The following is a 1,195-nucleotide window of genomic DNA, read 5'->3' on the forward strand; positions in this document are numbered from 1 at the left end:
CATCGGCGCCGCTGGATGATCTGGCGGCCTTCCATGTGGTGTTCGGCAAGACGGTGCCGGACATCTCCCTCAATGCGCTGGCGAACCTCGGCTATGCCGAGGGGCGCTGGCTGCTGCCGGTCTATCCCGGCGACACGCTGCGATCGGAATCCGAGGTGATCGGCCTCAAGCAGAACTCCAACGGCAAGTCCGGCGTGGTCTATGTGCGCACCCGCGGGTTGAACCAGCGCGACGACTGCGTGATGGAGTATGTGCGCTGGGTGATGGTGCGCAAAGGCGACCCGGATGCCCCGGCGCCGGAAACGGTTATTCCGGAATTGAACAAGGTGATTCCGGCAGACCAGCTGGTGATCCCGGCGGGGCTGGATTTCAGCACTTATGATTTCACCCTGGCCGGCGAGCCGCACCGCTGGGACGACTATGCGGTGGGCGAAACCATCGACCATGTGGATGGTGTCACCATCGAAGAAGCCGAGCACATGATGGCAACCCGGCTGTGGCAGAACACCGCCAAGGTGCATTTCGACAACACTGCGCGCCCGGATGGCACCAGGCTGATCTATGGCGGCCATGTGATCTCGATGGCGCGGACGCTGTCGTTCAATGGGCTTGCCAATGCGCAGATGATCGTCGGCCTGAATGGCGGTGCGCATGCCAATCCCTGCCTGTCGGGTCTGACTGTGCGGGCCTGGTCGGAGGTTCTGGATAAGGCGGAAACGTCTGCGCCAGGCGTCGGCGCCGTCCGGCTGCGGCTGGTGGCCACCAAGGGCGGCGCGCCGTTTGAGCTGAAGGGCGAAGACGGCAAATACCTGCCGGACGTGCTGCTGGATCTGGATTACTGGGCTTTGATGCCGAAGTGATCTGAGGGGGCTTTGCCCCCTCGCAGGCCTTGCCTGCTCACTCCCAGGATATTTTCAGCCAGATGAACAGGGGAAGCTGGCAGAATTGTGATGACCCTTAGCGCGATTGCTGCTTAAGCTGGCAGTATGCGGGTTTTGCAGCTTCTGGTTTTCTCGACGCTCTCCCTCTGGCCGCTCCGGGCAGCGGCCTGTGATCTGGCGCTGGTGCTGGCGGTGGATGTGTCCGGGTCAGTCGATGCCGAGGAATACCGCATTCAGATGGACGGGCTGGCGGCGGGGTTGCGCGACGGTGTCGTTTCTGAGGCGCTGGTCAAGGCGCGGGCGCAGGTGCTGCT

At 63.0% G+C, this 1,195-nt stretch carries 2 protein-coding genes; both read left to right on the forward strand.

All coding sequences use genetic code 11. From position 1 onward, the window contains the following. Window positions 1–860 (forward strand): MaoC family dehydratase (locus A2I95_RS40135; protein ID WP_291737909.1); only part of this gene is annotated, 860 nt, incomplete at its 5' end. A gap of 126 nt (window positions 861–986) precedes the next feature. Beyond that, the coding region (locus A2I95_RS40140) for a DUF1194 domain-containing protein (protein ID WP_291737910.1) at window positions 987–1,195 on the forward strand (209 nt) is incomplete at its 3' end.

The sequence above is a fragment of the Leisingera sp. F5 genome (assembly GCF_001593695.1).